31 protein-coding genes are annotated in these 23,783 nt (G+C 47.7%); 29 read left to right on the top strand and 2 right to left on the bottom strand.

Features of this window, described 5'->3' with window-relative positions; genetic code table 11:
- Window positions 1-71 precede the first annotated feature (71 nt).
- The 28 genes from ACVHUV_RS13290 (at window position 72) to ACVHUV_RS13155 (ending at window position 20,743) form a co-directional block, all read left to right on the top strand.
- Window positions 72-632, top strand: a complete 561-nt coding sequence (locus tag ACVHUV_RS13290; RefSeq protein ID WP_462084896.1) for a hypothetical protein — start codon at window positions 72-74, stop codon at window positions 630-632.
- A gap of 14 nt (window positions 633-646) precedes the next feature.
- A complete protein-coding gene (locus ACVHUV_RS13285) occupies window positions 647-1,033 on the top strand; it encodes a hypothetical protein (protein WP_462084895.1) in 387 nt (128 codons plus the stop codon).
- A gap of 53 nt (window positions 1,034-1,086) precedes the next feature.
- Window positions 1,087-2,121, top strand: coding sequence for a major capsid protein (locus ACVHUV_RS13280; protein ID WP_462084894.1), 1,035 nt, complete (start codon window positions 1,087-1,089; stop codon window positions 2,119-2,121).
- On the top strand, window positions 2,121-2,345 hold the full coding sequence (locus ACVHUV_RS13275) for a hypothetical protein (protein ID WP_462084893.1): 225 nt from the start codon (window positions 2,121-2,123) through the stop codon (window positions 2,343-2,345). Before ACVHUV_RS13280 ends, ACVHUV_RS13275 begins: the two co-directional genes overlap by 1 nt.
- A gap of 13 nt (window positions 2,346-2,358) precedes the next feature.
- Entirely contained in the window at window positions 2,359-2,781 is a 423-nt protein-coding gene (locus ACVHUV_RS13270; RefSeq protein WP_462084892.1) for a hypothetical protein, read from the top strand.
- Window positions 2,766-3,560, top strand: a complete 795-nt coding sequence (locus ACVHUV_RS13265; RefSeq protein WP_462084891.1) for a hypothetical protein — start codon at window positions 2,766-2,768, stop codon at window positions 3,558-3,560. The genes ACVHUV_RS13270 and ACVHUV_RS13265 overlap by 16 nt, the downstream gene beginning before the upstream one ends.
- Window positions 3,561-3,635: 75 nt before the next feature.
- Window positions 3,636-3,956 carry a hypothetical protein gene (locus ACVHUV_RS13260; RefSeq protein ID WP_462084890.1) on the top strand — a complete coding sequence of 107 codons (321 nt, stop codon included), beginning with the start codon at window positions 3,636-3,638 and terminating at the stop codon, window positions 3,954-3,956.
- Window positions 3,953-4,303, top strand: coding sequence for a hypothetical protein (locus ACVHUV_RS13255; RefSeq protein ID WP_462084889.1), 351 nt, complete (start codon window positions 3,953-3,955; stop codon window positions 4,301-4,303). The genes ACVHUV_RS13260 and ACVHUV_RS13255 overlap by 4 nt, the downstream gene beginning before the upstream one ends.
- On the top strand, window positions 4,297-4,734 hold the full coding sequence (locus tag ACVHUV_RS13250; protein ID WP_462084888.1) for a hypothetical protein: 438 nt from the start codon (window positions 4,297-4,299) through the stop codon (window positions 4,732-4,734). The genes ACVHUV_RS13255 and ACVHUV_RS13250 overlap by 7 nt, the downstream gene beginning before the upstream one ends.
- An 18-nt stretch (window positions 4,735-4,752) precedes the next feature.
- A complete protein-coding gene (locus tag ACVHUV_RS13245; protein ID WP_462084887.1) occupies window positions 4,753-5,193 on the top strand; it encodes a phage major tail protein, TP901-1 family in 441 nt (146 codons plus the stop codon).
- A gap of 74 nt (window positions 5,194-5,267) precedes the next feature.
- Window positions 5,268-5,633 carry a tail assembly chaperone gene (locus tag ACVHUV_RS13240; RefSeq protein ID WP_462084886.1) on the top strand — a complete coding sequence of 122 codons (366 nt, stop codon included), beginning with the start codon at window positions 5,268-5,270 and terminating at the stop codon, window positions 5,631-5,633.
- 29 nt (window positions 5,634-5,662) lie between these two features.
- Window positions 5,663-5,986, top strand: coding sequence for a hypothetical protein (locus ACVHUV_RS13235; RefSeq protein ID WP_462084885.1), 324 nt, complete (start codon window positions 5,663-5,665; stop codon window positions 5,984-5,986).
- Window positions 5,983-9,495 carry a phage tail tape measure protein gene (locus ACVHUV_RS13230; protein ID WP_462084884.1) on the top strand — a complete coding sequence of 1,171 codons (3,513 nt, stop codon included), beginning with the start codon at window positions 5,983-5,985 and terminating at the stop codon, window positions 9,493-9,495. The genes ACVHUV_RS13235 and ACVHUV_RS13230 overlap by 4 nt, the downstream gene beginning before the upstream one ends.
- An 11-nt stretch (window positions 9,496-9,506) precedes the next feature.
- Window positions 9,507-11,420 carry a fibronectin type III domain-containing protein gene (locus ACVHUV_RS13225; protein WP_462084883.1) on the top strand — a complete coding sequence of 638 codons (1,914 nt, stop codon included), beginning with the start codon at window positions 9,507-9,509 and terminating at the stop codon, window positions 11,418-11,420.
- Between the two features lie 3 nt (window positions 11,421-11,423).
- Window positions 11,424-12,632 carry a hypothetical protein gene (locus ACVHUV_RS13220; protein ID WP_462084882.1) on the top strand — a complete coding sequence of 403 codons (1,209 nt, stop codon included), beginning with the start codon at window positions 11,424-11,426 and terminating at the stop codon, window positions 12,630-12,632.
- On the top strand, window positions 12,629-12,853 hold the full coding sequence (locus tag ACVHUV_RS13215) for a hypothetical protein (RefSeq protein ID WP_462084881.1): 225 nt from the start codon (window positions 12,629-12,631) through the stop codon (window positions 12,851-12,853). The genes ACVHUV_RS13220 and ACVHUV_RS13215 overlap by 4 nt, the downstream gene beginning before the upstream one ends.
- Window positions 12,850-12,984, top strand: coding sequence for a hypothetical protein (locus tag ACVHUV_RS13210; RefSeq protein WP_462084880.1), 135 nt, complete (start codon window positions 12,850-12,852; stop codon window positions 12,982-12,984). Before ACVHUV_RS13215 ends, ACVHUV_RS13210 begins: the two co-directional genes overlap by 4 nt.
- Window positions 12,968-13,303 carry a hypothetical protein gene (locus tag ACVHUV_RS13205; protein ID WP_462084879.1) on the top strand — a complete coding sequence of 112 codons (336 nt, stop codon included), beginning with the start codon at window positions 12,968-12,970 and terminating at the stop codon, window positions 13,301-13,303. Before ACVHUV_RS13210 ends, ACVHUV_RS13205 begins: the two co-directional genes overlap by 17 nt.
- Window positions 13,291-13,647 (top strand): hypothetical protein, encoded by a 357-nt coding sequence (locus ACVHUV_RS13200; protein WP_462084878.1) that lies wholly within the window; start codon window positions 13,291-13,293, stop codon window positions 13,645-13,647. The genes ACVHUV_RS13205 and ACVHUV_RS13200 overlap by 13 nt, the downstream gene beginning before the upstream one ends.
- Window positions 13,647-15,233: a hypothetical protein gene (locus tag ACVHUV_RS13195; protein ID WP_462084877.1), complete on the top strand. Its 1,587-nt coding sequence runs from the start codon at window positions 13,647-13,649 to the stop codon at window positions 15,231-15,233. Before ACVHUV_RS13200 ends, ACVHUV_RS13195 begins: the two co-directional genes overlap by 1 nt.
- Window positions 15,234-15,427: 194 nt before the next feature.
- Window positions 15,428-15,724: a hypothetical protein gene (locus ACVHUV_RS13190; RefSeq protein ID WP_462084876.1), complete on the top strand. Its 297-nt coding sequence runs from the start codon at window positions 15,428-15,430 to the stop codon at window positions 15,722-15,724.
- Window positions 15,725-15,738: 14 nt separating this feature from the next.
- A complete protein-coding gene (locus ACVHUV_RS13185) occupies window positions 15,739-15,981 on the top strand; it encodes a phage holin (RefSeq protein WP_462084875.1) in 243 nt (80 codons plus the stop codon).
- Window positions 15,974-16,771 (top strand): N-acetylmuramoyl-L-alanine amidase family protein, encoded by a 798-nt coding sequence (locus tag ACVHUV_RS13180; RefSeq protein WP_462084874.1) that lies wholly within the window; start codon window positions 15,974-15,976, stop codon window positions 16,769-16,771. The genes ACVHUV_RS13185 and ACVHUV_RS13180 overlap by 8 nt, the downstream gene beginning before the upstream one ends.
- A 236-nt stretch (window positions 16,772-17,007) precedes the next feature.
- The gene (locus ACVHUV_RS13175; RefSeq protein WP_462084873.1) at window positions 17,008-17,283 is read left to right on the top strand and encodes a hypothetical protein; all 276 of its coding nucleotides are present in this window, start codon (window positions 17,008-17,010) and stop codon (window positions 17,281-17,283) included.
- A gap of 108 nt (window positions 17,284-17,391) precedes the next feature.
- Complete coding sequence (locus ACVHUV_RS13170; RefSeq protein ID WP_462084872.1) at window positions 17,392-17,787, top strand: hypothetical protein; 396 nt, start codon at window positions 17,392-17,394, stop codon at window positions 17,785-17,787.
- A gap of 1 nt (window position 17,788) precedes the next feature.
- Window positions 17,789-18,100, top strand: coding sequence for a hypothetical protein (locus ACVHUV_RS13165; RefSeq protein WP_462084871.1), 312 nt, complete (start codon window positions 17,789-17,791; stop codon window positions 18,098-18,100).
- Window positions 18,100-20,574: a type IV secretory system conjugative DNA transfer family protein gene (locus ACVHUV_RS13160; RefSeq protein ID WP_462084870.1), complete on the top strand. Its 2,475-nt coding sequence runs from the start codon at window positions 18,100-18,102 to the stop codon at window positions 20,572-20,574. Before ACVHUV_RS13165 ends, ACVHUV_RS13160 begins: the two co-directional genes overlap by 1 nt.
- A gap of 13 nt (window positions 20,575-20,587) precedes the next feature.
- Window positions 20,588-20,743: a hypothetical protein gene (locus ACVHUV_RS13155; RefSeq protein WP_462084869.1), complete on the top strand. Its 156-nt coding sequence runs from the start codon at window positions 20,588-20,590 to the stop codon at window positions 20,741-20,743.
- A 409-nt stretch (window positions 20,744-21,152) separates the two neighbouring features.
- Here the strand turns inward: ACVHUV_RS13155 and ACVHUV_RS13150 are convergent, their stop codons facing one another.
- Entirely contained in the window at window positions 21,153-21,641 is a 489-nt protein-coding gene (locus ACVHUV_RS13150; protein WP_462084868.1) for a hypothetical protein, read from the bottom strand.
- 166 nt (window positions 21,642-21,807) lie between these two features.
- On the opposite strand from ACVHUV_RS13150, the gene ACVHUV_RS13145 reads away from it, so the two are divergent.
- The gene (locus ACVHUV_RS13145) at window positions 21,808-22,215 is read left to right on the top strand and encodes a hypothetical protein (protein WP_462084867.1); all 408 of its coding nucleotides are present in this window, start codon (window positions 21,808-21,810) and stop codon (window positions 22,213-22,215) included.
- A gap of 751 nt (window positions 22,216-22,966) precedes the next feature.
- On the opposite strand, the gene ACVHUV_RS13140 is transcribed toward ACVHUV_RS13145, so the two are convergent.
- Entirely contained in the window at window positions 22,967-23,500 is a 534-nt protein-coding gene (locus ACVHUV_RS13140; protein ID WP_462084866.1) for a hypothetical protein, read from the bottom strand.
- Window positions 23,501-23,783 lie beyond the last annotated feature (283 nt).

Below are 23,783 nucleotides of genomic sequence, written 5' to 3'. Positions count from 1 at the left end.
CGCGACCGCAAAGTCGTTAAACTATGCCGACTAATTCGCCGTTCGGGCGTAAAACGAAAGGAGTTTTCGACATGGAAAACAAGCGAAAATGGTTACGATTAGATTTGCAGACATTTGCGGCACAGGACGAAGAGCAAACGAAAGTCGACGATACGCCTGCGGGGGCGGAAAAAACCGATACCGAAGTCGACAATAAAGTACCGTACGACCGTTTCAAGGCGAAAGTGGACGAGGCAAACTCGTTAAAGACGCAACTAGCCGAGCTACAAGCGGCGCAAGAAGCGGCAGAACGGACGAAGCTGGAGGAACAGAACGAATTTAAGTCGCTGTATGAAAAGGCGCAAGCGGACTTAGCGGCATTAAAGGCGGACGCGCTGAACGCTAAGAAAGACGCACTGCTCGCTAAAGCCGGCTACACAGACGAGCAAGTAGCTTTATTGCGCGGCACTATTGCGGGCGAATCAGACGAAGAACTGACGCAAGCAATCGAAGGACTTAAAGCAGTTATCGCGCCTAAGCCGACCTACGTTGATCCACCGCTAGGCAACGGCGAACGGAGCAAGACGGAAACACAAGACCGGTCGGAAATCGGAGTCAAGGCATTTGAACGTATCAAAAACAAATTATTTTAAGGAGAAGATGAAAAATGGCATACGGACCAGTATTCAAGAAAACAGCGTTTCAAGGCGGTAAGAACATTCTCGCGTCGGAACATTTGCAGTATATCGAAGGTGGCGCGACATTAGACCACACGAAGTTTGCGAAAGGTTACAACGAAGTTGGGCAGATTATCGCGCGCAATACAACGACGGGCAAATTCGAGCCTTATGTCGAGTCAGTGCCCGGCACGCTGGAATCGGGGTTTGACAACTTCGCGGTACTTAACGAAGACTTCACGAACGACTACGACCAAGACTTAATCGTCGGCGAAGTCATCGTGCGCGGCTCGGTTTACGAGGCGAAGTTACCGCAAGCAGTACCGGCGACGTTTAAAGCGGCAAATCCAATGATTCGCTACGTTAACCACGTTTAATTTTAACGGCTATCAAACTACTAAACAATTGACATTAAAGGAGAAGATGAAAAATGGCGGGAATCACGCATTTGGAAGAATTTAAACCGGAAGCACTAGGAGCATTAGCACGCGAGGTAGATAAAGAGGCATACGAAGTACAAGACGATATTCTAGGCTTTTTGCCGGACGAGAATCACTATGACTTGGAGTTCGCGTACAATGTCGTCAAAACGACGTCACAAATGGGCGCAATGATCGGGTTCGGCGCAGAACCACCAATCCGCGACCGTGACGAAGTAGCACGCAGAATGGGCGAAGTTGCTAAGTTCGGCTGGAAGGACATCATCACGGAGAACGAACTACTAAAGCTTCACAATCCGCGTAACGATGGCGAATTTAAAGCGCTTATCGACGCAATCACGGTGAACGGAGCGAAGATGGTAAAAGAAACGCGCGACCGTATGAACTTGGCGAAGCTACAAGCAATCGGAACGGGTAAAGTTACGTATGACGATAATAACGTCAAGATTACGATTGACTTTACGGACGACATGCCGGCTGAACACAAGGTTGCGCTAACTGGCGTCAATACGTGGGCTAACGCGGATCACGACATTATCGGTGACCTAATCGCGTGGAACGAGCAGTACGAAGAAACGAACGGTAAGAAAGCGGACGCAATCTACTTGACGCGGAAGGTACAAGCGTTGCTATTGAAGAACGCTGTCATTGTAAACGAAGTCGCAGGCTCAACGACTAGCGGACGCACACGCGTCAATGCGGACGAGCTTAACAGTGTATTGGGCGCGTATGGCTTACCGCCAGTGCGATTGGTCAAAAAGACTACTGCGAAAGTTAAGTCGCCAATTACGGGTCAACTTAACACGGTTACGCTTTACCCGGAAAACCGCGTACTTTTCGTTTCTAACGGAATCGGAACGTTCAAACTCGGACCAACAGTCGAGAACAACTTCCAACCGGGCATCGTACTTCAAGCGTACGACAAGAACGAGCCTATTCAGTCTATCTTGCGCACGGCTGCGGCAGGTTTCCCGGTTATCGAAAACCCGTCGCTATTGCTTTATGCTGACGTTCTCGAAGGATAATGTCGCGCAAATATAACGTAAAGACGACGGCGGTTATTAACGGCCATGCCGTCGGCTCTACGATTACCCTCGACGCAGATACCGCAGAAAGACTCGCGGCAATCAAGTACGTCGAGTTACTAGACGAAGTAAAGCCGGAAAAGCCAGCAGCTAAGGCGGATGAAAAAGGCAAGTCAGCGCCGAAAAAGTCCGCTAAAGCACCGGCTAAAAAGAAGGACAAATAAAGGAGGAACGCCGATGGCGACTAGTTACGATTTAGTAGAGCGTCTTTATAGACGTTTCAAAGGCGTACCAAATTTTACAATGGCAGACGCGCAGGAACTCGTCGACGAAGCGCTAGACTATCACGGCTTTGAGCCGTCGGCGGACGTACCCAACGCAAAAGCTACGCTCGTAATACTTTACGCGCAAATACAAGGCGCATGGCAAGTCGCTTTTTCCGTCGCGCATTACTTTAAATTTACGGACGGCGAGGAATCGGTCGACAAGTCGATGGTTGCGGACAATTACCGAAAACTGGCGCGCGACTTACAGACTGAGTACGACAAAGAAGTGGCGACGCAGCATGGTACGGCTTATCGCGTAATGCGCCGCATTGATCGACCGCACACGTCGCCTCCGAGCGGAGAAAGCGGGCGTTATTCATGGCGAAAATACTAACGACACAAGCCGAACTCGATGCGATATTCGCGCGAATGGAACGTGATTATGAAGCACTAACTAAACGACAACAGGCGTATGCAATCAAAGAAATCGGGCGAGTACGCGGAGAACTGGCGGAACTACTGGCAGACTACGCAGGCGATGACGGCATTATCAAGCGGCAACGGGCGGCGCGTTTACTGCGCGACCTAGACGAAATCGAACGCTCTATACGCAAACACGGCACGCTAGCCCTCGAAAAGATTATCGAAGATACGAGCGAGTGGACTACGGCTAGGGTTGCGGGGGCAATCGGCATCGGCGTTGGCAACTTTGACCGCATTAATCGGCAAGTCGTTAAATACGTTACCAAGCGGTTTGGCGACGACGGGCTAGTGCTATCCGACCGTATATGGGGTCTGTCCGGCGAGATACGCGACGACCTTGCGACAGTATTACGCAGCGGCATTATTAAAGGCGACGGTATTAATGCGCTAGTACCAAGGTTGCGTGAGGTTTACGACAACGAAACGTGGAAAATCCGGCGGTTAGCGCGCAATGAATCAGTTACGGCTCGACGCGCGGCTACGACATACAATGCGCGTGAGTCCGACATTATACATTGGGTACAGTTTCACCACGGCGTCAAGCGGTCGAAGTCTTGCGTACGGCTTGCAGGCGAGGATCGTTACGGCAAGGGTACGGGCGTATTTAAGACGACCGACACGGAAATATGGATGCCACACGTAAATTGCACGGGCTACATCACGTACGTCCTAGACGAAAGGTGGTTATGACGGATGTTAACGCAAGGCGACTTGGTATATATGCGCGATACACAAGACGAAATATACGAATTAAGAAAACGCCCCGTGCGCGTGATTTACGTTGAGCGCATTTACGACGACTTTACAAACGAAGTAATAAGCGAAACGGAAGTACCGCGCGACATTAGCGCCGTCGTGACCGAAATTTCCATTCGTTCTAAGGACGGCTCGCGTTACGTTGAGGGCGGCATTGAGTACGAACAGGGTGACGTTAAAGTCGACGTTAAACTGGACGCCATTAGCGACATTGCGGATAAGCTAACGCGCGTAGTAATAGACGGCGCTAAATACGAATTACTCGGCGGCGACCGTAAAGGTATTGGCGCACGCAATCGAATTGAGTACGTTGGGCGGTTGATCGTATGAAATTAAACGTAAATGTAACGGGACTCGACGCGGTAATGAAGCAGTTAGCGCAGAAAGCCGGAACACAGGCGCTGCAAAATGCGGACAAGATTACGGAAACGTACACGCGTAAAATGGCGAATGAATCGGCGGCAATGGCGCCCGTCAAAAGTAGTGACCTGCGTAATAGTATTGCGGCAAGCCCGGAACGCGTCGAAAACGGCGTATGGCAGTACGGCTCGGACTTGGCGTATGCGCGGCGGCAGGAGTACGAACATAAGTCGCAAAAAGGCTTTATACGGCGGTCGGTTTGGAATAACCGCGAGCCTTACCGCGAGGCTATCCGAAAGGAGTTTTCGCAATGGTAATACATCAGCACGGACTAAACCGGTCAATCGTAATGCATTTGCGTGACGCCATGGCCATGCGCGTAGACCTCGTATTTGACGGCTACAAAATGCCGGCGGAAAAGCCGTACGTCACAGTCGAGCAAATGCCTGCGGGCAATGCAATACTGTCGAAGGGGCGCGAAGCTGTTGCCGTTACGTATCGCTATCAAATCGGCTTGCACGACGTAAATAGCGTACAGTTATCGGTTAATCAAGAACGGCTACAGCGTATTTTTAACTTTGACGAATTTACCTATTATGACACGCTACAAACGCCTTTCGTTGCGGAGGGCGTTTTTATGTGCGAATTAACCGGCGTTGTGCCGATGCCTGCCGAGGACATCAGTAAGCAGGCGGACTATCATCGCGTGTATTTTGACGTCGAAGTGGCGACAGTTACACGCAAATAACATTTAGGAGGAATACGAATGGCAATCGAATATAGAGGCGAAGAAAAGATTTTTGCGGTAGAGGTGCCTGACGAATTGGCAAATCGCGTTATCCGCCCATTTAACCAAACAGGCGGCTCAAAGGAAATTAGCGCGGATTCTATCGACTTGGACACGAAGGATAAGAGTGGGTCAGATTACGGTAAAATCACCGAGTCTGTATCACTTGAAGGAATCTTAACGGAAGGTGACGAGTTTATCGACTACATCGTCAACGCAATCCGTACGAAAGAATTCGTTAAGATTTACGAAATTGACACGCGCACGAAGAAGGCTGAACACGGTATGTATATGATTTCGTCCTTTAACCGCGAATACGGTAACGGCGACTTTGCGACGTACTCACTAGAAGGCACGTTAAACGGCGTAGTAACACCGGAAACGCTAGTGGAATTACCGACTGGCGCGCCTGCTAACTAAGACTAGCGAACGGCGGGCGCTTTGCCCGTCTTTTTTATTTCGCAAAAATACTTATTAAAACGGAGGAATACTTAATGGCTACTTTTGAAATTAACGGTAAGGAATATGAATTGAAGATCGACCTGAAGGCTGCGCAGTATCTTAACTCAATTTATGACGGAGGTTCTTTTGATGTAATCGGTAAAGCGATGATGGGAGACCTAGATTTGTTCCCACATATCATTCACGCAGGATTACGCCACACAAAGGAAAACTTCTCTTTCGCGCAGGTTGAGGAAGCTATCGTTGATGCGACAGCTAACGAAAAGCTTGATTTAGACGGAATCCTAAAACTGTCTAACGAGGTAATTACGCAAAGTTTTTTCTACAAGAAGACGGTGGAAAAACTTCTGAAGGACAACAAGCAAGCACGCAAAGCAATCGACCAACTGCTGAAATAACTCCGCGGTACCTACGTGGTCTGAACGACTTGGAAAAGGCGAAAGCGGACGGCTGGCGCTATCTTGGTCTAAAGCCTTTCGAGGTCGAACAGCTGACGCATCGTGAGTTTGAAATACTTATGCGGGCGCAGCAGGAACGTCAGTTTGACGAGTACGAGCGTATGGCATTTGCGGCAGTCATGCGTGAAGGTGCGCACAGGTCGAAACGACCGAAAGTAGGCGACTTGTTTAAGCGACCAGTCGACGCAGTAGCGGCGGAGAAAAAGACAGCGGATTTACTGGAAAAAAGCCGAATGGCGAGCGAATGGATGGCGCAGTTTTCGCTATTTGGAGAGAGGAGTGACGCAGATTGAACGATATACTCGTAAAGGTCGGCGCGGATATAACGGATTTTAGTCGCGAAATGAAAAACGCGTCTAATCAACTATCAGGCTTTGCGGATAAGAACGCAGCGACCTTTGACGCGTTTAAAAGTACAGGCGCAGTCATTACAGGTTTCGGAGCAGCAGTCGCGGCAGGATTCGGAAAATCAATAAAGGTTGCGGCTAACTTCGAAGCCGGCATGTCAAAGGTTGCGGCGGTATCGGGCGCGACAGGTAAGGACTTGGACGCGCTCACTAAGGCTGCACGTGATTGGGGCGCGTCTACATCTTTTAGTGCGTCAGAAGCAGCGAGCGGACTCGAATACATGGCGTTAGCTGGATGGGACACGCAACAAATGCTCGGCGGTATTGGTCCGATACTACACCTTGCGGAAGCCGGTGCGCTTGAGTTGGGTAGGGCTTCCGACCTAGTTACGGATTCAATGTCGGCGCTTGGCATTGAGGTAGGCGACCTAGAAGGATATCTCGATAAAGTCGCTAAAACGTCAGCGTCCGCAAACACGGATATTGACGCGCTGATGGAAGCGTTTGTCATCGCGGGCGGAACGTTTAGTAGATTTAATGTACCGCTGGAAGAAGCGAACTCTTTCCTCGCAATACTAGCGAATCGCGGATTCAAAGGTTCAGAAGCAGGTACAGCGCTTAACTCAATTATGACGCGTTTAACGGCATCTACCGGACCGTCGGCAAAGGCGCTGAAACAATTAGGCGTTAACGCGTTTGACAGTCAAGGCAAATTCCGAGGCATGGAAACGGTTATGAAGGAAGTGGAATCCGCATTAAGCGGTCTTTCCGACAAAGAACGGGCGCATTATCAAACGCAGATAGCCGGATTAGAACACGGCAAGGCTTTTAGTGCTATGTTAGGCGGATTGGGTCAAGAGTACGACGAGCTAAAAGGTAAAATAGTAGACTCGGATAACGCCTTAATTGATATGCGCAATACGATGAAAGATAACTTACTAGGCGAATTAGAGAACTTATCTTCCGCGTTTGAAGAAGTCATGACCGAAGTAGGATACGCACTACTACCGATCATTAAAGAAGCTGTCCGTTTCTTGCAAGACCTAGCGGACAAATTTAACGGATTGAGCGAACCTGTCAAAAAGACTATTGCGCTATCCATAGCGATAGCCGGCGCACTTGCTTTAGTGGTTGGTCCGTTACTTTTACTAATCGGATTCATACCGCAAATCATCACGGGCTTCGGCGCAGTAGCTAAAGTATTCGCGGCGCTAACCGGCCCAATTGGACTTACTATTGCGGCTATCATTGCGGTAGGTGCGGCGCTAGTAGTCGCGTACAACAAAGTCGAATGGTTTCGCAATATGGTCGACAAGGCGTGGGCGGCGATTAAGGACTTTACGGTCAAAGCGTTTAATAACGTCAAAGATACGGTAACGCGCATCTTAAAAGACGTAGTTAGCTTCGGAACGGACATACTCAGCAAGTTTAAAGACTTTTGGGACGAAAACGGCGCGCAAATAATGGCGGTAGTCAAGCTACACTTCGGTAATATTTGGGAGCTTATTAAAGGCGTAATGGGCGTCATTAAAGGTATTTTCGAAGTAGTGTGGCCGCAAATTAAAGCGATTGTCGATATTGCTTGGCGCGCCATTAAGACGATTGTTTCAACCGCAATTGACATCGTACTAGGCACTATCCAAACGATTTTAAAACTGATTCAAGGCGATTGGGAAGGTGCGTGGGAAACGATTCAAGGCGTTGTTGGCAGCGTTTGGGACAATATTAAGAAGTATTTCGATCCCGACGAAATGAAGCAAATCGGTATAGACGTAATCAAAGGACTCGTTAATGGTATCAGCTCTATGATTGATTCCGTCGGAACAGCCGTCAAAGATATTGCAGGTAATATTAAAGGCTCATTCAAGTCGTTCTTTAAAATTAAATCTCCGTCGCGCGTCATGATGGAGCTGGGTAAGTACATCGGTGAGGGCGCAGCTATCGGAATCGCCGCGACCAAGAGCGCTAACATTGCGGCAATCAAGGGCGTCAGCAACGCAATTGCAGGCGTAGCTAAGGCGTCCAGCGCAGAAATCAAGGCGCTCGCAAACAAGCAGGCGGCGGAGGAAAAGGCGATTGTCGCTAAGAAGCACCGTGACATTGCGGCAATATACGCGCAAGCAAAGGCGAAGAAGCGCAATCTTACGGCGGCTGAACATCAGCGCATTGCTAATATTACGGCGTCTGCAAGCGAAAAGCTAGTCGCATTAGAGCGCAAGCACGGCGCAGCAGTCGCGAAAATACAAGCGGGCAATGCGAAGGAGCGGTTAGACGCAATCAAGCGTTATGTCGACGACAAAAAGTCGCTTGAGCAAATGTCGCTCGTCGCGGAATCCGAAGTATGGCGCCGGTCTATCGCGCTATTCAAGTCGGGCACGAAAGAACGCGTCGAAGCACAGCAGGCGTACCAAAAGACGCTCAAAGCGATTAATGACGAAATTACGTCGACTAACGAGGAATTCCTCGGAAAGATGCAACGAATTAACGACGACTTGGCGGCTAATGAGCGCAATCTGAACGACGAATACAACAGCGCATATAGTTCGCGCGTACAAGCTATCCTCGGCTTTTCCGGCATCTTCGAGGAATTTACGAAGTCAATGGAAAAAAGCGGCGTCGACTTGCTGAACAATCTACGCTCGCAAGTCGTAGGCTTGGCGGAATGGCGCGCTACACTCGAATCATTGGGCGCGCGTATCGACGATCAGGCGTTGCTGGAGGAATTGGAAGCGCTTGGCCCGAAGGCAGTAGGCGAGTTACAGGCGCTTAATAGTCTATCAGATTCGCAGCTTGCCGAGTACGTAGGGCTTTACAACGCAAAGTTCAGTCTTGCCCGCGAACAGGCGGCGAAGGAACTCGAAGGCTTAAAGTCTGACACGGAACAACGCATTAAGACGATGCGCGAGGCGGCTAACAAGGAACTTGAAGCGTTGCGCGGCGAATGGACTAAGCGTATACAGTCCGTTACAAAGGCGACAAATGACGAGTTAAAGTCGCTAAAAGACATCGGCAAGAACGCGGGCAAAGGGCTTATGGACGGCCTTGCGTCGATGGAGCCGGCACTAGTTGCGAAAGCTAAGGCGATTGCTAACGCAGTGAAGGCGGCAATGGCGGGCGCGTTTAATATACACTCGCCGTCGCGATGGATGCGTGACTTTATTGGCGTCAATATGATGCGCGGATGGATTGACGGTATGGAGTCCATGCGCGGCGCTGTCGTTAATACGGCGGACGCGGCTACGGGCTGGATGACGCCGGAAAGACCGCATGTGTCGGGCTATAGTACGCCAGTAAGCGGAATCGGTATTTCGCGAGTTGGAAGTACGCAAACAGTCGGATCGGGCGGAGATACGATTATTTTCGAGAATATTACAATAGACGCTAAAACGGTTGGCGAGTTTAATAGTGTGGTTGAATTTGTAAGTAGATTACGCCAAGAGACTCGCAAAAGATAGGAGGTGAGTAGATGGCTTTATTTGTTTACAGTAAAAATACTATTAGTACCTCAGGCGGTTATTACTATGTATCGTGGGGACCGTCCACTTCATACCCTGCCGCAGGTTATCAGTATATCGGTTATTCAAGTTACTCGATAAACAGTAGTACCGGGGTTATTTCTTACAGTGGTGCGGGGGCTATAGATGAACATTATACCGGTACCGTTTATGACGGGAGTTCGTCGAGTGTGACACGATGGACTTCGAGCGGAGGTCGCATCACTAGGGTGACGGGTGATTCGACGTACATGCCAGCATCATACCGTAAAGGCTCTTTCATTGAGCATATAGTTGCTGAGGAAGGCACGTACCCGGATAACGGAAGCAGCGGCGGTTACTGGTATGTTAAGGAAAGACCAGCGCAAAACCCTTCTTATTTGATTCCAAACGGCGGAGAATCGTGGAACGGCGTCAAGTCGATTGGATGGGACGTGCCGGCACAGGGGCTAAATTATAAAGTAGAATTATCACTAAACAACGGTCAAACGTGGTCAATAATAGACAACGGTATAACAGCTTCTTCAACAAGTTTTGACTTCTCAACCGTGGCCGAAACAAGTCTAGCTAAAGTACGGGTGTCTGCATATGATGGCGCTTTATTCGTAGGTCAAGTCGAGTCTGCGGGGGTATTTACTATCCAACACAACGTAGCACCTAACGCCCCGTCTACAATCAGTCCTAAAGGTACGATTGTGGACCGCACCATACCGCAGGAGTTAGTGTGGCGTCATAATGATCCTAATCCTAACGACTTGCAATCAGCGGCAACAGTAAGATGGCGGGCGCAAGGTGACGCGACGTGGACAACCGTTAACATCGTTGGACAGTCGCAACGCTATGTGTTTTCTGCCAACACCCTGCCTGCAGGAAATATCGAGTGGATGGTACAGACAGCCGACCAACAAGGCTTAACGAGTCCGTGGTCGAGTGTTGCGGTCTTTTCGGCTGCCGAACCAACTAACACGCCGACAATCATACAACCGGGTGATACAGTCAGCGTAGCCCGTCCGGTCATCCAATGGGCAAGTGGAGCGCAACAAATGTATCAGATTGTCGTTGAGGATTCTTTAGGCGCAATCGTGTGGGACACAGGCAACGTCATTTCTACCGCGAAAGCAAGGACAATTGGAGTCGACTTAGTTAATGGCGGACGTTATCGCATTAAAGTCCGTATCATGGACGGCGGTGGGCTATACAGCTCATACGCTATTAAAGATGTGTTAGTAAGTTACACCCCACCCGCTAAACCCGTGGTAAACGCCTATTCAGCGGACGGCTTTATCGCGTTTAATATCGAATCTCCACAACCGACCGGAACGCAACCCACGGTAGAATCTTACGATGTATTTAAGATGATTAATAATCAGTGGGTACGCGTGGCTTTTAACGTTATTACAGCGTTTAACGATTATCACGTAAAGAGCGGAGAGAGTTATCGCTATTACTTTAAGGCGTTGGGCGATAATGGAACTACATCTACGTCCGACTCGATAGTTGCGTCCACTACGTTTAGTGGCGCATGGATTCACGCAGTACGCGACGCAGAATTGACGTTATTTAACTTTAAATATAACGGCACGGGCTACGAAAAGGAGTACGAGCCGGACTCAGCCGTCATGCAGTTCGCAGGGCGCAGGTCGCCCGTAGTAAGATTCGGTCCCGCCGAAGAACATTCGCTAACTGTGCGTATACAGTCGCGCGAAGGCATGGAAGATATGGACGTATTGCGGCGATTTGTCAATGCGCGCGAAACAGTCTGTTACCGGGATGAAGACGGTAACTTACTCGTAGGTCACATACTCAATTTACGCATTGATAAGAATTACCGTGTATCAAGTGCAAACGTGACATTTTTAGAGACAGACTTTAACGAGGAGGTGTAGCGTTTGCTAGATTTAAGTTACGGCAACTATACGCGCGATCAAGTCGTAGCGGCGTTACACTCGCCGCACTTGACATACGACTTTAGATATGAACTGCTGGACGGTCTTAACCGAGTTAAAGGCGATATTGACGGCGTATTGTCCGCGCGTATAGACCACAGTTCGCTCGCGACTATAAAGCGTTCGGCGGTATTTACTATTGCGGAAGAATACGCAGGCGAAATTAACTGGCTAAACGACCGCATTAAGCCTTATATGCGTATTAAGATGCCGGCCAGTCGTGTGCTTGCGCGTGAATACGCATTTTTCTCGCATATACACGCAGCAGAAGTAACTCCTGTTGACAATGAACAGACGCAAGGGTGGGTCGAGTACCCGCTAGGCGTCTTTTTACTTTCATCGCCTATACGTAAGGACGACGGTGTTGCCGTAATGCGCGAAGTAGAGGCTTACGACGGGCTGATCGTCTTGCGCGATGACAAGTTTACAGACCGACATGCCATAACGGAAGGCACAAGTTATTACGATGCAATTATAGCGATATTGACAAGCGCAGGCATTACTCAATATAACATCGAGCAAACGGACGCAACCTTGACACGCGATATTGAGTTCGCGCCAGGGGTCGAAAAGTTGCGTGCAGTCAACGAACTTTTGACGCAATTAAATTATGTGCCGATGCACGTAGATGTCCACGGCTACTATACAACGTACCAATATAGGTCGCCTGCGGAGCGTAGCGAGGAATATACGTATGCGGACGATGCGCAATCTATTACGTTAATAGGCGCGGAAGAAGAACTCGACTTGATGGACGTACACAACGTCTTTACCGCGATAAGATCGAATCCCGACGAGCCTCCGCTCATGTCTACGTACATTAACGATAACCCGGAATCACCAACGTCTACTGTCTCGCGCGGCCGTAACATCGTTGATATACGCGAGCTAGACGATATTGCGTCGCAGGAAGCATTGGATGCTTATGTGCGTAGGATTGCGTTCGAGGCGTCGCAGGTATATGGGCGCATACGGTTTAAGACGCAACTAATGCCTATGCACGGCTATGCGGATGTACTGCGGTTTAAATATAGTCCGCTGGGAATCGACGGTAAATACGTAGAGCTGAGCTGGTCAATGGACTTGCAGACTGGCGGAACGATGACGCACGAATTACGCAAGATCGTAGACGTAGGAGGTGTGACGCCTTGAGGATAGACGATTTTTTGGACGCTTTTTATAAGGGGGACGTGCCTAAGCTATTGCGTTACGCAACGATTGCTGACGGCTACGTGGGCGGCAAACCAAACCTTGTATTTGACGGAGAATCTATACCGTCCGGTAAACGGTACGCTAAGCTTGCGTCGTATACCCCGCAGTCGGGCGACCGTGTGGCGGTATTAGGCGACTTAGTATTGGGGGCGATAGGATGATTGAATTAGATGTAGTAGGTAACAACGTGGAAGTTACGTTAGTAGACGTATTTACTCATTATCATTTTATAACGCAATTCCAGCAAGACGAAGAACATACGGAGGTGATACACGTTGCTACTGCAGATTAAACAAGGAGACACACGCCACGCATTGCGCGCAAAGTTAACGACGGTAGATCGTTTGCCCGTCGATTTGACTGGCGCCGTCGTCCGACTAAAGATTGCGAACGCAGCGGGGCACCCGGTCATATGCCGAGAAGCTACGGTAACGGACGACGGCTACGTTGTTTTTGTATTTGCTGACGGAGATACGGACGTGCCGGGCGTTTATCACTTTGAGTACGAAGTGACATACGCAGACTTACGCGTAGAAACATTTCCGCATGTTGGGAAAGTTGTTTTATATATCAGTAAAAAAATAGGAGGTAATGCGACATGTCAGCAATAGATAAACCGCTAGTATTAGCGCAGAATAGGCCTGCACCACAGTACTATAACCGTACTTACGACCGCTACGAGGTCATCGAAGGACGCGACGGAGCCAATAGTTTTATCGAAAAAGGTCGGACAATTTTTGACACTTATAGCGGATCGACAAGCGTCGTACGTAATTACAGTGAAAAAGCGTTCGGATTCGCAATTACAAACGACGGGCTTGCGGATTTAACGTTTATGATTCACGGACTCACAATTACTGTTAAGCCGGGCGAGACTTTTGACGACTTATTTGAGCCGTTCACGTCCGTCCAAGTTACGGCAACTGACGATTACAGATTGGTGGTGCGTGTTTAATGGCGTGGACAAATGATAAAGGCAGTAAGTCGGGCGCAAAGGCAGCGCAATATGTCGAGGATAAAAAGCCGTTAATCGAGCAGTCGATTACAGATGCGGCTACGGCTAAGACGGACGCAGATCGTGCCAAGACTGCGGCGAATGCGGCGGTGACTGACGCGAGTAATGCGGTTGCAGTAGCAGGCGAAGCAAAGACGCAGGCGAGCGAGGCCAAGACGATTTCCTCATCGGCAAAGACGACGGCAGAAACGGTACAGTCGCAATTTGACCAAGTAGTTGCGGAAGCTGGAAGTAACAATCCCGAAGTCGTACAAGCACGTGGCGGAGAGGTAAATCTTAATGCTCGTCTTGATAAAGTTACTCAACAGTTGACAGATAAGGAGAATCATAACGTTTCTCGCTCAACGGAGGCTGTACTTATCGGATGTCAAGAAGATGAGACTTTTACTGTATCTAATGCGACGCACTCTTTTGACTCAGTTAATTATAAAGTGGGGTCAAGAGGTCATAAATTGAACATTACAGGCGCAGTAACGGCTCAACTTAATGTTACTCCAGCTATTGTTCCACAAATCACTCCTAATATGGGTGCGATTGGAATATGGATTTACTTAGAAGACGCATCTAAAGTCAGATTTGTTGAGGTATCGGTATATGCAAGCGCCGACTCTACTATCAAATGGGAGGCAGCAAGTAATCGGTCAGACAGTGTCCTTGCCGAAGGTTTAAAAAACGGATGGAATCACATACGATGGCATGCAGCAATGAATGCTCAAACTGCTGAAAATCTAACTAATTGGGGCACTGTCTATAAAATTCGTGTTATGGTTACTACTTCGGACACAACATCTGTAACTGTAGGAAAGGTTGTAGGAGAGGTTTTTCCTAAAGCACAAATTCTTTTCGTGGAAGACGCTCAATATCGATCATTTTACAATACTGCATACCAAGATTTAAAGGCTAGGAATATACCAGTGACATGGGCATTGAGAATAAGCACATTAGGAACTAACATTGGACAGTCTAGTGAACAGTTAACCGAGAGTGAAATTATACAATTATCAAAAGAAAATAACAACAGTATCTCCTTCCATAGTTTTGATGGTCAAAACTCAACAATGACGCCGACTGAACTTAGAATAGAAACCATGAAAGCACTAAAGTGGCTTTCCCAAAGAGGATATAGTGGAAGACATTGGAGAGCAGCCTTCTTGCAAAACAATGCTCCTGCGCATGCTTCTATTCGTGATTTAGTTCCTGCATATTCAATGCCAGTAGGTGGAAGATATATTCTAGGCGTGTTCCCGTTCCTAAACAGATACAATACCCCTAGAATACCTATTCACAATGAAACGAAACAGGCAATAACCGATACATTTGCTAAATTGAAGAAGACGCATCAACTATATATTTGCTACACTCACGGGGTTGCCGATAATGTTTCCGGTGATATTACTCACGATAATTGGAAGCACTTTATCTCAGAGGTAGACAAAGGATTATCTGAAGGATGGCTTGAAGGAGTAACTTTCGAGCAGCTAAATAAAGCATACGACTATCCTTACAACACTGTAAGTTATATCTGAATCACTGCGATGTTGGACACTACTGTTGATTATTCGTAACACGAAATATGTAAGCAATAACGCCCATGTGGACGTTCTTTTTCGTCCCAAATAAAAAAAACGGCACGGATTGCGCCCGTGCCTAGCCGTCATCTATCGGGTGATAATGGCGGTTGCAACTAGTATAACACGAAATATCGGGGAGGTAAACGGTAATGGAAGTAACTATCGGATTAATAAGCGCAATCGTAGGTATGTCGCTAGGCTACGTAGGCTTCATGCGTACACGCGACAAGGACGTAGCAGGCCGCGCAACAGAGTCGGCAATACTGTCGACTAAGCTCGATAGCATTAGTCACGGAGTCGAACAAATCAGACTCGATCAAAAGTCTACGGAAGCGCAGCAAGCGTCGATTAACGGTCGTCTTATCGGCATCGAGAAAGACGTTCAGATGACGAAAGATGCAATCGTTACGATAAATGAACGCGTAGATCGCGTAGAAAATAAATAAGGAGGGCATTTTACATGCGAATTAACTGGAGAATACGTTTACAGTCACGCGCCTTTTGGGTAGCGCTATTTGCGTTGGTGGGCTTTGTGCTTGGCGAGTTTGGCGTATGGGACGCAGGCAAATACAACACGTTCGTCGACTTGCTACTGTTCGTACTTGTCGCGGCTGGTGTTATTATTGACCCGACAACGGACGGCATTAACGACAGCGAGCGCGCACTAGGCTACAAGCGTTTAGGCGGCGGTCAGTATGATTAAGATTGCGTTAGACGCAGGTCACGGGCTACACACGCCCGGCAAGCGCAGTCCCGACGACGAGCGCGAATGGTCGTTTAACAACGCTGTATTGATTGCGTGCGCCGAGCGTTTGTCTACGTACGACGGCGTACAAATACGCAGGCTCGACGATCCGACCGGCAAGACGGACGTCAGTTTACACGCGCGCACTAACAAGGCTAACGCATGGGGCGCGGACGCACTCGTTTCCATACACCATAACGCGCTTAAAGCCGTCTGGCACACGGGCGGCGGCGTTGAGACATACGTTCAGGCAGGCACGGCAAGCGCGGCGTCAAAGGCGTTGGCGCAAGCTATACACACGCGCATAGTGCCGGCGATGGGCTTACGCGACCGTGGCGTTAAGGCGGCGAACTTCCATATGACGCGCGAATCACGGATGCCGGCGGTACTGACCGAGGGCGGCTTTATGGACTCGCGTACGGATATTAAGGCGATGCGCGACCCTGCGCGCTTAAAGGCGCAAGGCTACGCAATTGCTGACGGTATTGCGGCGCATTTCGGGTTAAAGCAGAAGGCGGGAAGCGTTAATATTTCGTCTACAATCGAACAGGAGGTGCGTTACTTGCAACTGAACACACGGCAGGCTGACGACATGGCGGCGGTATTTAAGTTAGCGCGCGACAAGGGCGTATTTAGCTCGGCGCAGCATGAAGCGGACGTGCGGGCGGGCAAGATGACGGTCGACACGGCGGTCTATCTGACTGCGCTGATTGCGGCGGCGGGACTTAACGAAGGCAAGCGTATATAACGACAGACAGGCGACTACTTCCCTTGCGGAGGTGGTCGCCCTTTTTTTATTTCGCTATTACCGCTGATTGTAGTCACACTTTACATACTACGCGCATATCGTTAAATAACGGGACGACACGTTAATAACGAATCCAAGACTGGCCGGGCAAATGTCCCGGTCTTTTTTAATTGCATGAGTAACATTTCGGCAATAGCGGTCATACTATGTATTAAACGCAAAGGAGGCGGACGCCTATGTCGAATAAGGTAATTAAGAGCGTGAGCTTCAACGTAAAAAACCCGCTCGACGCGCTCATGTTAAGCGCAATTAAGCGGCGTAACTTTAGCGGCTACGTCAAGCGGTTGATTGCGGCGGATATCAATGCGGGTACGAAACCGCAAGAAGCCCGTGAAGCCCCGCAAGAAGATGCGCCCGCTACGCCTACACAGTCGTCTGCGGAGATTACGGCGCAGCACAAGTTGGCGCAGCTCAAACGGGACGGCGGCTTTAGCGGTCCGAAACTGTTTTAAGGCGCAAATATTGTCGCGGCTACAGCGATTCCAGCACCGATCAAAAAGCCTATTCCGAGAAACATGCGAAGCACCTACTTTCTACGTTGTCGTACGGTTAGTATGCGCGTGTATTCCGATTTTAAACAACGAAAGGGGATTTTATTGGCGAAGAAGAAACGTATTGAAGTGGCGCAGTGTATTAACGGTGAGTACGTATTTCCGTCGGACGCCAAACGTATATATGGAGGTATGTCCGCAATGGCGACGGCGCTCATCGTGCCGTCCACTGCTTCGGCGCAATCCAGCGATACTTTCGCGCGTGTTTATCACACGGTTTTAGATGTCGCTGACCGCGGAGTAGTGTTCGTTATTATCTTTGCCGGCGCAGCATGGGCGTTAGGCAATCGTCCAAAGGCGTTAGAAGTAATGCTCGGCTCGGCAATCGGCTATATCGTCATACGCAACGCAATCCTTTTGCGCGACTTCTTAAAGTCGTTAACGCCAGATACGGGAGGTCTTTAATATGCAGAATTTTTGGGACGGAATTAACGAACGTATAGCGGAATGGGAGCGTAAACACATCATCGAGCCGGGCGACGAGTATATCGCGGATCAAGTCGGCCCACGTGTCGGGAAATTCTTCGCTGATGTTGGCACTGCGGCTTGGGACTGGTTCGTCGTATCATTGCCGGACATTATCGGCTATAGCACGTTAGTTGCGGGCGCTTGCGTCATTGTCGGCTCTATGGTGGGTCGCGGCGGTATTCTAAAGCCAATGGGCGTGCTTGCAGGCGGCACTATTGCGGCATTATGCATACTAGAGGCGGTGTATTAATGTATGAAATAGCACTACGCGAACCATTGCTACCCGTTGTTGCCACGGAAATCAAGACGCCGTGGTGGCGCAGTAAGAGGATTGAAGTCGTTTACGTGCCGAATGAAATGGTCGTCTATCGCGTCATACCGCACGCAAATGTGGCGGGCAATACAAAGCGTTTGTGGCGTAGTATTCATAAGATGTACGATTTATATGCGTCGCCAAAGTCACGGCTAGAACGCGAAGGCTTAAAGTTTAGTTATCGCGAAAAAGATACGCTGTGGATTGACGTAGTATTCCGCATGGTTGGCGGCGAGCGTAAGGTTGAATTCTACGTAGGCACTTCCGAATTTCAAGCGGAAAAGCTAAAACGTCGGCTCGAAAACATGATGCACGTTACCGTGAAAGAAGCGTCACTTGCCGACGTGGAGGTGCCGGAAGAAAACACGATCGTACAGGAATTGCGCTATAGTAAGCACGATATGTTCTCGTTAAATACGAACACTAGCGAAAGACAAACACCTATCGCGACGCTACTAAATACGGTTGACGAGCTTACGTATGATGGCGACATTGCAAGGCTGTCTATTTGCGCCGACCATGAAGCGCGCAATAAGTGGACTAAGAACGCATTGTGGGCGCGTGAGAAGTTATCTAAAGGGAAAGTACCACAGCGTATGGGCGTCGGTCAATTCGTACCTATGCTAAAGTCTGGCATTGCTTCGGCGGTAAACGAAGTACATTCGCTTCTAGTCGATATTATGGAAGCCTTACAGAATACGCTTTATAAGTCGGATAAACCGTTTAAAAAAGAGCAAGTCATCGACAAGCAAACGTTATTAGTCGACGCTATTAACGCTAGTAAAATAAGCGGCTCGACAACCGACAAAGTTAATTTGCCCGTATTCCGCACGCACATACGAGTCGCCGCACACTCACACGACCGTTTAACGCGCGATACGCTTGCTGACACGCTTTCCACAGGCATCGCAGACACAGCGGAGGACAACGAACTGCTAGGCGTCAGATTGCGCGGTAATGCCGCAAAGAAAACGATTGGCGAGTTAAACAATCTTAAATTGCGCAGTAATACTCGGCTCGATCCGAACGTAAACTTAACATCAACGGACGAAATTGCGAAGTTAGCGCTACAGCTTCCGAATCGCGACTTACAATTGCGCTATGCCGACGCACTAGACGCGAAGTATCGCATTGAAGTCGACGTGCCCGCGCCATTGCGGCAAGGTAACGGCATACCGCTCGGCAAGGCGTCCATAAAAGACCGCACGATTGACGTAGATATGCCGGTAGACAGCCCCGACGCATTATATCGCGGCTACGTATTTATAGGAGGGCAAGGCGCAGGCAAAGATACAGCGATTAAAAATTGGATAATCGACGGCTGTATGACGCACGGCATAGCGGCGGTAGTTATTGACGCAATTGACGAGCCGGGCATACGCGGCATGGCGGACGGACTGCGCGACTCCTTACCTGCGGAAAAGGTAGTAGACCTCGACTTGGCTGACGGCGAGCATGTCATACCACTAGACTTGACGGAAGTAGTCACGGCGCTTGGCCGTTTGGGCGCGTCAAGGTTTGCGGACGAAGTAATTGACTTAATCGACCTCAGTAATCACACGCGGTCACGGCGCTACCTGCGCGAAGCTGCGAAGGCGTCGGGCGGCTCGCTATATAACATTAAGCGTATTATCGAGGACGAGGACTTTAGGCTTACGACCATTGAACGTTTGCTTGCGGAAAATAACGAAAGACTTGCGCGTGAACTCGCTTCCTGGGGCAACAACGACGAACTTGGCGGTAAGGCTGCCGCAATACTCGACCGGTTGGACGCGTTCTTTGGCAATGATAGACTGCACGATATATTCGCGCAAGCACCGCACAAGGGCGTAGACTTTGCGCGCTGGATGGCGGAAGGCAAAGTAATTATACTGCGCGTACCTAACCGCAAGCTAGGTGAAGTTGCGACGCGCACGTTGACGCACTGGATTACGCTAAAGACGTTTATGACGCGCATGCTGATGCCGAAAGACGCGCAAGCAAACGGCTGTTTCATCGTCTTTAACGAGCCGGAGCAGTACGCGTCGGAAGGTCTTACAAAGCTAATGGGGCGCATAGGCACGGAAGGGCGCAAGGAACGGCTCGGCAGTCTATACGCGTTTCACCATTGGAACAAACTGCCTAAGACGTTACAAGAGAACCTGCTCGGCGGCGGCGTCCAGCAATTCCTATTTGCGAACGATCATCATAAGACGTTCGAACTGTCCGCGCATAGATTCGAAGACACTATACCGCTAGAGCAGGCGGTTAGACTTCCGCAGCATTACGCAATCGTGTCATTGCGCGCAGCAGGCGTACTACAGCCGGCATTTATTGCGCACATGAAACCACCGTCGCCTGCGCGCTACAACAACCGCAAGCTGACGGCACAGCACGCAAAACAATACGGGCGCCATTGGCGCGACATATAAGGAGGAATTTGCGTTGAAATTAAACCTAACGCTAGGCGAGTGTTCGCTAGTCTACACGTCATTAAAGAAGGAGTTACACATTTTACGCGAGAAAGAACTGACCGACACTGCGGCGCTTTTACGTATCGCAGAAATCGAGGAATTGATCGCGAAACTAGATACGCTTTGACGCTCGCTTATACTTCGTATATAATCGTTAATATCACAGATTCCGCAACCTACGCCGTATGTCGTGGCGTTGGAAACATGTCTACAAATTATAGTTAATTTGCGCCACGTCAACGTTTGACTTACCGCCAGTGTGCCGTCCTTAAATACGAACAGCCTCCTAAGCTGTAGGTCGCAGGTTCGATTCCTGCCTGGGACGTTTCGAAAAAGGTTGGAAAGGCCTTTATATCAATGTTTTGATGGGGTAGGGTGAAAGTTCAAGAATTGAACTCTTGGCATTTATCCCTACTTTAACCCAACGAGAACCTTCTAATTATTATTATAATTGGGAGGTTTTTTATTTTATTTATTGTGTCGGTAAGTACTAAACACTCAAAACAAACGCACTAACCATTCCACTTACTAATCGCTTAATAAATGGGACAAAACCGATATAACGGGATGATGATAAAATACTTTTCATCCTGTCGTTGACAATTTTCTGGTATAGCATCAAAGACAAGAACAATGGTACTATGCTCATTCCCAATAACCTGTTCTAATTCTTTTCGTGGTAGTTGAAAGACTAGCTTTTCCATCATATAGCCGAACCCGTATTGAGGTTGCTCAAACCACCATGCTCTAAAATAATGTGAAATTTCATCCCTTTTCTCCTGAGGTACACTTCCAAAGAAGGAATTTATGATTTCATCATATCGACCAATACTATTGAATTGTTTGGACTCAGCAATTATTTGATTCCAAGTTTCTGTAATTTTCTTTTTTATCTCTTGGTAAACCTTCTGGTCCACGTTACATTCAATCCCTGGAAATTTCTTTTTTTCATTAATCGCGTATAAATAGAGGAATAAGTTTAATTCAGTTGACGAAATAATTGATATAGTTTTATGTTTACTCAATTTATCCCTTCCTTTACTTATTTATGTTATAACTGAATTATAGCAATTGTTTTAATAAATAAGGTGAAGAAATATCAAAAGTTAAGTTCCACTTCTTATAGTGTAGCAGATAAGTTGGAACGTCTCATTTTATTAGTAAATCAGCTATAATCCAAGGGGGATGCAAATGGATAATCAGATGAGTGTGTTAATGGACATCTACGAATCAATTGAAGAATTATCTAAAATAGGTGACAGCTTAACCAATCCGGAGGAAGCAATAATGTTAGGTTTCTGGGAAGAGCTTAAGTTGACGGAACATGAAGTTAATGCGTTGAAAGTAAGTGTACTTAATGATCATATAATCAGCGGCATTGAAAAGATTATTAAAGAAAGGATGCTACTATCCTTTCATCAGTTTTTAGCTGTCTTAGATGGTGTAGGGGATCCTAAATTTAGAAATGAAGATTCCGTATGGTTAGGGCTGAAGTTAGTGAATAAAACTCTAAATGATGAGCCAGAGGATGAGGAGTTCCTTCACGATCAGTTATTTGACGCATATTGGGATTGGATAGAAATGAAATCTAAGAAGTGATTATGTTTATGTAACTATAGGGTACTTGTATGGAAAGGTTTCATCTGAATTAATTGCCTTGAATATCGAAAATCTTACCAACCGGACATTATGATTGTATTTATGTAGCTGTAGTGAATTTACAAAATTTATATTGTGTGGGATTCCGTTTGAATAGCCGGAATTCTAACAAACGAAACAACAAAGCAGAACCGACTCAAAAACTTTGTAACTCCAGTCGTTTACGAGTATTCAACTCGAACATTCACAAAGCAGCCAACAAGCGATCAACAAAGCTGTAACAAAGCGATAACAACTACTAAGAACTATAAGAACTATAAGCACTAAAAGCATTTAAAAAATAAATAAAAGATCTCTCGCTTTATCAGAAACAAACAAAACCAATAAAAATCTTTACCGATGTGTATCCTTTTTGAACAGCGCTCGCTATATAGAGTTTGAAAGGGGAGTTCTTGAAGATGCTTGATTTGACATACAGTTACACGGCGATGTTTGGGATTTGCTTAAAGTAAGATAATTCATCCTAATCACCTCGACTATTCCTGAGTCCAAATTTCGTTTCGTACCCTTGTTGAGCTGAGGTTGTCATACTGGCGTTCGACGAAATTATAAAATTTTGTATTTACTTATTCAAACGGAGTGCTTATGACTGAAGTTGATACGCGCATGAATTTTATTAATAAATAAAGTGAAAGAGGCAGGACTGAATTGAAAATAATGAAGAGTGAATGCATCTTTTGAATTCAAATGTTTATTCTTTCACAACGATTGCGAACGCATAATTCGCTTCACCTTTAATTTCGCCTGTCCATTTCAAAACGATTGAATAAAAATAGCGACCGGGCTCGTCAGGGGGTGTAAATGAATTCCTTTCCACTTCGACGTTCGTTTCCTCGCCTTTGAAGTACTGAATGAGTTCTATGTCGACTTTGTCTATCGATCGCAACTCTTCTGGAAATGAGGTAGAGTTGGCTGCTAGTGTGAAAATGACTGGCTCATTGCTTTTCACAGACATTGTTGGTGTTCCTAATAGATAGTCATGAGGTTTTTGCGGGGTTAGCTGACACTCTTTCTCATCCGCGTCCCAACAGTTGGTGATTAGGTAAGGATTATATCCTTCCTCTTTACTATTGACAATATAGAAAATTGGTAACTCTCCTGTATGCCCGGCTGTTTCATCGAATCCACCAGGCTGTTCAGCTTCCTCTCGACTATCATCTGAACAAGCTGCCAGCATTGTAAAAAGAATGATGATGAATAGTCCGAGAATTCCATACATTTTCAACTTGTCCAACCCCTTTTTTGTGTTGCCTACTAGTATACTACATTTTAGTTCAGAAAAACATAAATATTCAAGTTAAAGAAGGAATTCTGTTAAACGTATAGAATAGTAGTTGAGTAAGCACATATGAAGGGAGGTTAGTTTACGTATACTTCCGTTTACTCAAGGTACGCTAAACTTGGAATCCAAACAAACAAACCACTGGAGATGATTACTTAGTGGTCTACTCAGGAACAGTATATTGCTCAGGCGCTTGCGCGATGTCCGAGAAAGAAGCAGAATGACA

The sequence above is a fragment of the Sporosarcina saromensis genome (assembly GCF_054901285.1).
This window is presented reverse-complemented; position numbering and strand designations above follow the sequence as displayed.